9 protein-coding genes are annotated in these 9,196 nt (G+C 28.9%); 7 read left to right on the top strand and 2 right to left on the bottom strand.

Going from position 1 to position 9,196, the window contains the following annotated elements; all coding sequences use genetic code 11:
* Nucleotides 1-338, bottom strand: a 338-nt coding sequence (locus tag HMPREF1253_RS08140; protein WP_023056296.1) for a zinc ribbon domain-containing protein, incomplete at its 3' end; no start/stop codon positions are given.
* Between the two features lie 256 nt (nt 339-594).
* Between HMPREF1253_RS08140 and HMPREF1253_RS08135 the strand changes: the two genes are divergently transcribed.
* The 3 genes from HMPREF1253_RS08135 to HMPREF1253_RS08125 are packed head-to-tail and all read left to right on the top strand — an operon-like array spanning nt 595 to nt 2,431.
* Nucleotides 595-864: a Veg family protein gene (locus HMPREF1253_RS08135; protein ID WP_036739912.1), complete on the top strand. Its 270-nt coding sequence runs from the start codon at nt 595-597 to the stop codon at nt 862-864.
* Between the two features lie 51 nt (nt 865-915).
* On the top strand, nt 916-1,749 hold the full coding sequence (gene ispE / locus HMPREF1253_RS08130; RefSeq protein ID WP_023056304.1) for a 4-(cytidine 5'-diphospho)-2-C-methyl-D-erythritol kinase: 834 nt from the start codon (nt 916-918) through the stop codon (nt 1,747-1,749).
* Nucleotides 1,742-2,431, top strand: a complete 690-nt coding sequence (locus tag HMPREF1253_RS08125; protein WP_023056298.1) for a hypothetical protein — start codon at nt 1,742-1,744, stop codon at nt 2,429-2,431. Before ispE ends, HMPREF1253_RS08125 begins: the two co-directional genes overlap by 8 nt.
* Before the next feature lie 41 nt (nt 2,432-2,472).
* Here HMPREF1253_RS08125 and HMPREF1253_RS08120 read toward each other — a convergent pair whose 3' ends face one another.
* Nucleotides 2,473-5,355, bottom strand: a complete 2,883-nt coding sequence (locus HMPREF1253_RS08120; protein WP_023056303.1) for an insulinase family protein — start codon at nt 5,353-5,355, stop codon at nt 2,473-2,475.
* A gap of 50 nt (nt 5,356-5,405) precedes the next feature.
* Here HMPREF1253_RS08120 and HMPREF1253_RS08115 point away from each other — a divergent pair, with 50 nt between their 5' ends.
* The 4 genes from HMPREF1253_RS08115 (at nt 5,406) to HMPREF1253_RS08100 (ending at nt 9,073) form a co-directional block, all read left to right on the top strand.
* Nucleotides 5,406-5,705 carry a hypothetical protein gene (locus HMPREF1253_RS08115; RefSeq protein WP_023056297.1) on the top strand — a complete coding sequence of 100 codons (300 nt, stop codon included), beginning with the start codon at nt 5,406-5,408 and terminating at the stop codon, nt 5,703-5,705.
* Nucleotides 5,702-6,769 carry a Xaa-Pro peptidase family protein gene (locus tag HMPREF1253_RS08110; RefSeq protein WP_023056300.1) on the top strand — a complete coding sequence of 356 codons (1,068 nt, stop codon included), beginning with the start codon at nt 5,702-5,704 and terminating at the stop codon, nt 6,767-6,769. Before HMPREF1253_RS08115 ends, HMPREF1253_RS08110 begins: the two co-directional genes overlap by 4 nt.
* Nucleotides 6,762-8,357, top strand: a complete 1,596-nt coding sequence (gene cls / locus HMPREF1253_RS08105) for a cardiolipin synthase (protein WP_023056305.1) — start codon at nt 6,762-6,764, stop codon at nt 8,355-8,357. Before HMPREF1253_RS08110 ends, cls begins: the two co-directional genes overlap by 8 nt.
* Before the next feature lie 86 nt (nt 8,358-8,443).
* The gene (locus tag HMPREF1253_RS08100) at nt 8,444-9,073 is read left to right on the top strand and encodes an epoxyqueuosine reductase QueH (RefSeq protein ID WP_023056301.1); all 630 of its coding nucleotides are present in this window, start codon (nt 8,444-8,446) and stop codon (nt 9,071-9,073) included.
* Nucleotides 9,074-9,196 lie beyond the last annotated feature (123 nt).

Below are 9,196 nucleotides of genomic sequence, written 5' to 3'. Positions count from 1 at the left end.
TTCTTTTCTTTTTTTATGTCTTCTTCAAAAACTTTTGATAAATCATTTATCTCTTTGTCTAATTTAGTGGGATTTTCAGGTTTCAGATTTATGTTTTTTTTGTAATTTTCTATATTTGATTTGACTTTTTTGTCAACTGCATTAATAATATCTTTGATTTGTGAAGTTGAATCAATACCATCATTTCTAAGGGGCTTAAAGATTCTCGTTTCTTCCATATCAATTTGGTCTTTGTCATTTGATTTTATGGTAACTTTGACATTTCTGAGATTTTTTCCGCAGTTTTTACAATAATTGTCTTCTGCATTTACTATATGACCACAATTTGGGCAATACAAATTATCACCTTCTTACTAAAACAATTATAACATATTTTATATTATAAAAGAGAGCTTTAAAAGAGCATAAGGATTATTTATAAGATTAAAATTTTTATAAATTTTAAGAAAAAAATTTAAACTTATAAATTGTAAAAATTTTGTGAAAACGTATTGACAAGCAAAAATGAAGATAGTACAATATAAAGTTTTACTTGACATAGACCACTAAATATAGTATACTTAAACAAAATAAAGAGAGTAGAGGGGATATAAGATGAACCAGATGGAAATGATCAAGAGAGAGCTTACGCAACATATTGGTAAGAAAGTTGTCTTAAAAGCCAATAAAGGTAGGAAGAAATATGTCACAAGATTTGGGAAAATTAAAGCGGTGTATCCCAGTTTGTTTGTAGTTGAAGTTGAAAATGGAATTGAAATGACAACTTCATCTTACACCTATTCTGATGTACTCACTTCAACAGTTATGATTTCTGTTATTGAAGATGATATAGATTTAGAAGAATATAGAGAAAAAATTTCTTAAGAAGGCTGAGCCTTCTTTTTTTTATTGTAAAATTTATGTTAAAATCATCTTATGAAAGTTTATTCTCAAGCTAAAATAAATATAGGTCTTGACATTATAAATAAAAGACAAGACGGCTATCATAATATAAAAACAATAATGTATCAAATTCCCTTATTTGAAGAAATGTTTTTCGAAAAATCCCCTGAACTTAAAATTGAAATGGTGGGTATAGAAAATTTAAGGTTAGAAGATAATATTATTTATAAATCATATTTGGCTCTTAAAAATTTTACCAATAAAGATTTACCCTTTACTTGTAAGGCTATAAAAAATGTTCCCTATGGAGCAGGGCTTGCAGGGGGGACTTTTAACGGAGCAAACACATTAAAATTTTTAAACTCTGCCTATGATTTAGATCTATCTTTAAAGGAACTGGAAAAAATAGGTAAAAACATTGGGGCAGATTTTCCCTACTGCTTAAATGGAGGAGTTTTCTTAGCTGAGGGCATAGGCGATATTTTACAAAAAATTCAAATACCTAAGCTTAATATCTTACTTATTAATCCTGGATATGAAATTTCTACTAAAGAGGTTTATGAAAAAATAAGGATAGATAATAAGAGGGTTGATTTTAATAAAATAAGGTCCTCTATTTTATCAAAGGACTTGGATGGTCTTAGGGAAAATCTAATAAATAAAATGGAAGAGCCGGTTTTTGAAAAACATCCGGACCTTTATGATTTAAAAGAAAAAATTTCAAGTTTTAATGCCGCAGGACTATTAAGCGGAAGCGGTTCGAGTCTTTTTGGAATTTTTATGAATAAGGAAGATCTTAAAAGGGCCTATAATTATTTTAAGGATATTTATGATAAAGTATATGGGTTTGGAGGAGAAGATGTATAAAATTTTCATCTATGATGATTCCATAGGCTCTATTGGAATGGTAAAAAATTTAAGAAAAAATTTATATAGGGAATCTTTTGTATTTTTTGCAGATACCATATCTTATCCCATGGCATTAAGAAGAAAATCCGCATCGACAATTGCCCTTGCTCGGGCAAATTATTTTTTAGATCAAAACCCAAAGGCAATTTTAGTTGTAAATCCAACTCTTGCTTATTATTTAAATGGCATTCAAAAAGTTGTAACGGCTTTTGAAAGTTATAAAGACTTGCTTAAAAGTCACACAGTTATAGGAGCGAGCAACTTAAAAAATTTTTATTCAATAGATGATTTTGTAGATGGGCAACTTTTAATAAATGCAGTTAATGATGGAGGAAATCTTTATATAAGTGACAAGATAATTGAAAGTCTTGTAGGAGGCAAAAAAGATGTTTTTTTATTTGACACAGGTCTTTCTCTTATAAAAGATAGATTTAAAAAACATGTTAGTGGGGAAGTTATTAGTCTTAATGATTTAGCTGAAAATTATTTTATAAAATACATGGAGGACAAAAAATGGACTCTCAAATTTTTAAATGGAAATATAAAATATATAGTAAGCAAAAATAGGAAAGATTTTTATACAAATGCTGAAAAATTTACAGATTTTAAAATAAGACCTGTATATAAATTTGATATTTAAAAAGCTGACCGATTTAAGTTCGATCAGCTTTTTTAATATTTTTATTTTTTAAGACTTTTTATATTTTTAAAGATGTTTTTATTTTCTTCAATAATATTTTTATTACCTATAACTCCTAAATAATTTTTATTCATAACTTTTTCAATTAAATCAGCATAGGATTTTAATTTTTCAAGATTTGTAGCAAGGGCTTCTGCTTTTTTCTTCTTAATTTCAGAAATATCAATTCCTCTAATATATCTAAGACCAGAAACTAAACCCTTATCTTCAGGTGCAAGGTTGGGGTCGTAAGAAATACTTCCTCCTATAATTGCATTTATTAAATCCTGTTTGTCCATTTTTAAATTTCTTAAATAATTTGGAATTTCATCATAAATTTTTAAAGTTCTACTTAGTTGAGGATCCCTATAAGATAAGGCAATCATATCACCCTGATCGTTAATTAACATTCCTTGACCGTAAGCTCCTCCCTTAGCACGAATTTCGTTATAGAGGTACTCATTACTCAAAATATTTTTTAGAACTGCCACAGAGCCGTCTAAGTCCTCTGAGAAGGCCTTGTAGTTATAACCCTTAGCAACAAAATTAACATCACTGCTGGAAGTGTAGGCAATATTTTTTGCTTCTTCCTTAAATTCAAAGGGAACTGGTGAAATTTTTTTGTTAGCTAGTCCATCTATAAATTTTTTAAAGGGACTTAAATCTTCTAAATATTTTTCTTCGCAGGTAATATTTACTATTAAATTTTTGGAGTTAAAAATTTCTCCATAAAGTTTTTGAATTTTTAATTTTATTTTTTCAAAATCCCTATCTAAATTTTCAATTAAATCACAAAGATTGTGATAAAATTCAATTCCGTTAATAATTTCATTATATTTTCCGACCTTATTGTAATAAGAAGAAACAAGACCTGAAGCTTTAAGATGTCCCTTACTTATAAAATCATCTTCCATTTTGCTTTTAGCTTCATTTAAAACATCCTTGATCCTCTTAAGATCCTCAAATTTTGTTCTGTAAATAATTTCTTCAACAATTTTAAAAACATCTGAAACATTATCACTTAAAAATGGGAAGGAAACTAAGAATTTTCTAATAAGGTCATTACTTTTATTTTTTAAAGTTACCATGGGACTTGTAGAAAAACCACCAAGAACTTTATAAATTTCATTATCCAAATCTTTATAAGAATAATTTTCGGTGTCAAGTTTTCCTATTAAAAGATCCATTACAGAATAAATAAATAAATCTTCATTTCCTATAAAAGAGGAGTCAAAATAAAAATTGGCGTAGGTAATTCCGTTAGTAGCTTGATCGTGTTTTAAAATTTCAGAGTCTTTATAAATTTCCACAGACCTTTTTATTTCTTCCACATCCTTTGAAATATCATCTAAAGAAAGTTTTGGCATGGTAGCCTTTGCTTCGGGGCTATCTTCCTTAGATAAAAACTCATCAAAAGATAGGGTTGAATTTATTAAATTTTCAATTTCTTCTTCGCTTAAAGAATTTTTGTAAAGTTCAAGTTTTTTTCTTAGCTTTTCTTCAATAATTTTATTTTTTTCTGTGGAAGGTTTTGCAATTAAAAGGACCTTATCCTGATTTTTTAAATATTTTTCCTCTATATATTTTTCAAAGAAATCTCCATCTATATAATTTCTAAGTTTTTTAAATTCCTTGGAAAAATTTAAACCTTCAAAGGGGCTTCCATCATAGAGCCATCTGCTCATTGCCCAAATAAAACGATAAATTTGTGCATTGGCACCGCCACCATTTCTAATGGTAAATTCAAACTTATTTAAAGTTGCCCTTAAAAGATCCTTATCAATTCCATTTTTAACTAAATCTTCTAAAGTCTCATTTATGGTATTTAAAAATTCATCTTTTCTATTTCCGTCAACATATTTTGCCATAATGCTTATAGCAAGTTCATAATTATCAATATTTGTGCCATAAACATCAAGGCCAAGTCCTTTTTTATAAAGAGCATTTTTTAAAGGAGAGGCATCAGTGTTTAAAAGAAGCTCAACTAAAAATTGATTAATTATACAATCAAAGGCAGAGTCATATTTTCCTGTAAGAATGGCAAGGCCAAGATAATCTTTATTTTCAGAAATTTCTAAGGCTGGATATTCAAAATTAATTTGGCGAATTTCATTTATAGGTTCTCTTGTTTTTATTTGAGAATCTATTTTTTTGTATTCAAAATGAGAAAGATAATTTTCGTCTATAAAACTTAAAGCTTCCTCCATATTAAGGTTACCTGAAAGGTAAATATAAGAATTGGAAGGATGATAATAAGTTTTATGGAAATTTAAAAAGGCCTCATAAGTTAAATTTGGAATATCTTGAGGATTTCCACCAGAATCAACCCCATAAGTTGTGCCTTTAAATAAGCTAGTGTTTAAGGCATCAAAAACTTGCTCATCTTCTGAAGCATAGGCACCCTTCATTTCATTGTAGACAATTCCATTTATTATAATAGGATCATTTTTATCTCTAAGTTCATAGTGCCAGCCCTCTCTTTTAAAGATTTTATCGGTTTCATAAATTCCAGGATATAAAACGCAGTCTAAGTAAACATCTAAAAGATTATAAAAATCTTTTTTATTTTTACTTGAAAAGGGATAAATTGTCTTGTCCGGGAAAGTCATAGCATTTAAAAAAGTGTTGGGACTTCCCTTAACAAGGTCGAAAAAAGGTTCTCTTGTTTTATATTTTCTTGAAGTTCCAAGAACAGAATGCTCAATTATATGGGCAACTCCGCTGGAATCTTTAGGTGGAGTCCTAAAGCCTATGCCGAAGGCAAGATTATCCATATTATTTTCAAGAGTTACTATTTTTGCTTTTGTTTTTATATGCTCATAATAAGAAACTTTTGAATGAACATCTTCTATATATTTTTCATCTATTAAATTAAAGTTTTTCATACTTACCTCCTTGTGATATTATAGCATATAGAAAAACATAAGGAGGTAGCATGGATACTGATCTTTTAAAAAGTATGAAAAGTCTGAGAGTTTCTTTTTTAGATGGGGATTCTCCTGTAAATTTGGACATGGAATTTTTCTTAGGAGACTATCTTTATTTTTATATTCCCTACAAAAAGAACATTTGTGAGATGATAGAAAAATGTAAAAATGTACTTATATCTTTTAAGGATAAAGATGACAAGAGAATTTTATTTCAAGGTTCATGCCAAGTTATGCCGGAAGAATTTCCTCTTGAAATTCCAAAAAATTCTCTTATAGTGAAATGCGAGATTAATAAAAAATTATGAAAAAAGAAAAAATACAAAAACTAATAGAAAAATTAAAAGAAAACAATTTTGATGAAATAATTATTACAGACCCCTTTGCTATAAAATATTTAACTTCAATTTATATTGAACCAGGGGAAAGATTTTACGCTTTAAGGATTAATTCTAAAGGAGAAATAAATATTTTTGTAAATAAATTATTTCCACCAATTGAAGAAGATTTAAATCCTGTTGTCTATACAGATACAGATAAGCCTATTGAAAGTCTTAAAAATTTAATAAAAGATGCAAAAATCCTAGGCATTGATAAAAATATGCCTGCAAGATTTCTCTTAAATCTTATGGAAGGAGATAAAACTTATAAGTTAGGTTCCTTTATGATAGATGATTTAAGAGCTGTAAAAGATTTAAAAGAAATAGAATTTATGGAAGAAGCTTCAAGACTTAATGATGAGGCTATGGGCAAAATGGAAGAAAAACTTTCTGAGGACTTAAGCGAACTTGAAATGTGCGATTTTTTAGATAGAGTTTATAAGGATCTTGGAGCTGAAGATAAATCTTTTGAAACTATTGTAGGATATGGGGAAGGCTCATGGGACCCCCACCATATGACAAATGAAAATAAAAAAGAAGAAGGCCAAAGTATTGTTATTGATATGGGTTGTGTTAAAAATGGATATTGTTCAGATATGACAAGGACATTTTTTTACAAGTCTGTAAGTTCTGAACAGGAAAAAATTTATAACACTGTTTTAAAGGCAAACTTAAAAGGCATATCCATGGTAAAACCCAACGTCAAAATTTCAGACATAGATAAGGCTGTTAGAAAAGTTATTGAAGATGCAGGATATGGTCAATATTTTACCCATAGGACAGGTCATTTTATAGGTATGGAATGTCACGAAAGCGGCGATATTTCATCTACAAATGATAATTTAACGAAAGTTGGAAATATTTTTTCTATTGAGCCTGGAATTTACAAACCAGGAGTTTGTGGAGTAAGGATTGAAGACCTCGTCTTGGTAACTGAAGACGGAGTTAAAGTTTTAAATAATTATCCTAAGGAGCTGAAGGTAATTGAGTAATTTATTGCCCAAAAAGGTAAAGAAGGAATTTAGACAAAAATATGAGCAAAGGGCTAAAAAATTAAGTAAAAACTTTAAAGACAGACCTATTATATTAATAGGAATTTTACTTTTAATTCAAATATTAGTTGTTATGGCAATATTTATTTGGTTTAAAGATAAGCTTCTTAATTTTTCTGCACCTTTTATGGCTCTACTTACAATTTTTATGACGGTTCATATTGTTGATAAGGATATGAATCCTGCCTATAAAATTTCTTGGCTAATACCTATTGCAGTTTTTCCCATATTTGGATCTCTTTTATATTTATTTTTGCATACAATACCGGGAAATAAAATTACAATAGAAAATTTAAAATTAAATATAAAAAGGACAAGACCATATTTAAAACAAAATGAAAAAGTTTTAAAAGAGATGGAAGAAGAAAAGGAAAGCTTTAAAGATCTGGCACAATATTTATATAATCTGGGTCCTTATCCAGTTTATGACAATTCTCCAGTGGAATATTACAGTGAAGGCAGATATGCTTTTGATGAAATGTTCGCTGAGCTTAGAAAGGCTAAGGATTTTATTTATTCTGAATATTTTATTTTAAAATCCGGAGAAATTTTAGACCAATACATTTCTATTTTAAAAGAAAAGGCAAGAGAGGGCGTTGAAGTAAGATTTATGTTTGATGCCATTACAATGTTTAACTTGCCTAAGGATTTTGAGGAAGATTTAACAGAAGCAGGTATAGAAGTAAAAGTATTTTCTCCTGTTGCACCAATACTTTCAACTTATCAAAACAACAGGGATCACAGAAAGGTCCTTGTTATAGATAATAAAGTTGCCTTCACAGGAGGAATAAATTTTGCAGACGAGTATGCAAACCTTGTAAATTATTATGGAAACTGGAAGGACAATGCAATAAAAATTAAGGGACCTGCAGTAAAAACCATGACGGCAATATTTTTGCAAATGTGGAACATTTTCAATGATGAAACTAAAGATTACGAAAAAAGACTTGGAGAAGGTAAATTTGAGGAGATTTATTCCAAAGATTATATTATTCCCTATTCAGATGCTCCAGGAGATGGAGAAAGTCTTGCTAAAAATGTTTATTTGCACATGGCATATTCTGCAAAAAAATACATTCACATTATGAGTCCCTATCTTATACTCGATAATGAAATGATTGTAGCTTTAACTTTTGCTGCAAAAAGGGGAGTGGATGTGAGGATTATAATACCTCATATTCCAGATAAAAAAATTCCCTTCGCCGTTGCAAGAAGCCATTTTAAAGACTTACTTCCAGAGGGCGTAAGAATTTATGAATACAGACCTGGTTTTATTCATTCAAAAGTTATGATGGTAGATGGAAAAGTGGCAACTGTAGGAACTGTAAACATGGATTTTCGTTCTTTTCATTTAAATTATGAAAATGGAATTTTTATATGCGGAGAAGAAAGTGTATTTGACATAGGGGAAGATTTTAGAAATACTCTTTTGATTTCAAAAGAGGTAAGCATGGAAGACTATAAGGCTCTACCAATTTATTACAGATTTTTTGGAGCTTTTATGAAAATTTTTGGTCCTCTTATGTAAGGTTAAGTTTCTTATAAAAAATATAAAAGTAGACGACGAAAGTCGTCTTTTTTATTTTAAAAATAATATTGTGTTATAATTATTCCATGAAAATTAATTACAATTTAGAAATGGAAAATACAATTAAAAAATTAAACTATAAGCCAAAGCTTTTAATTCATTCTTGCTGTGGACCTTGTTCATCGGCAGTTATTGAAAGACTTATGGAAAATTTTCAAATTAACATTTTATTTTACAACCCAAACCTTGATTCAAAAATGGAATGGGAAAGAAGAATTAAAGAACAAAGAAAAATTATTGATGCTTTAAAAAAAGACGAAGAAATAAATTTAATTGTTCCAGACTTTATACCCGAGGAATTTTTAAGTGTCATAAGAGGCACAGAGAAGGCTCCTGAGGGTGGCAAAAGATGTATGAGATGTTATTACCTTAGACTTTTATATACAGGTCTTTGTGCAAGGGATTTGGGCTGTGATTTTTGGACAACAAGTCTTACTATAAGCCCCCATAAGGATTCGCAAATTATAAATAAAATGGGACTTGCTATTGAGAAAAAAACGGGAGCAAAATTTTTAATGAGTGATTTTAAAAAGAAAAACGGCTTTAAAAGGTCTGTGGAACTTTCTCAAAAATATAATTTATACAGACAAGACTACTGCGGATGTAAATTTTCAAAAATTGAAGCAGAAAATAGAAATAGGAGTAAGAGCTTATGAAGAGATTTATATCATTAGTTTGGCTTATCCTTGCAAGCCTTCTGGTAATTATTTATTCAAACTTTTTTTTGCCTTCAAATAAAAATCAGGAAAATTATAAAAAAGAAAAAATTATTAAAGAAG

Origin of the sequence: Peptoniphilus sp. BV3C26, from assembly GCF_000478985.1 — a bacterium.
Taxonomy (GTDB): domain Bacteria; phylum Bacillota; class Clostridia; order Tissierellales; family Peptoniphilaceae; genus Peptoniphilus_B; species Peptoniphilus_B koenoeneniae.
Note: the sequence above shows the minus strand (reverse complement) of the source record. Positions and strands in the feature narration are given on the sequence as shown.

Bases quoted from the DNA above. Each gene is read 5' to 3' on its own strand.
- HMPREF1253_RS08135 (WP_036739912.1), top strand. From the start codon at position 595: ATGAACCAGATGGAAATGATCAAGAGAGAGCTTACGCAACATATTGGT.
- ispE (WP_023056304.1), top strand. From the start codon at position 916: ATGAAAGTTTATTCTCAAGCTAAAATAAATATAGGTCTTGACATTATA.
- HMPREF1253_RS08125 (WP_023056298.1), top strand. From the start codon at position 1,742: ATGTATAAAATTTTCATCTATGATGATTCCATAGGCTCTATTGGAATG.
- HMPREF1253_RS08120 (WP_023056303.1), bottom strand. From the start codon at position 5,355: ATGAAAAACTTTAATTTAATAGATGAAAAATATATAGAAGATGTTCAT.
- HMPREF1253_RS08115 (WP_023056297.1), top strand. From the start codon at position 5,406: ATGGATACTGATCTTTTAAAAAGTATGAAAAGTCTGAGAGTTTCTTTT.
- HMPREF1253_RS08110 (WP_023056300.1), top strand. From the start codon at position 5,702: ATGAAAAAAGAAAAAATACAAAAACTAATAGAAAAATTAAAAGAAAAC.
- HMPREF1253_RS08100 (WP_023056301.1), top strand. From the start codon at position 8,444: ATGAAAATTAATTACAATTTAGAAATGGAAAATACAATTAAAAAATTA.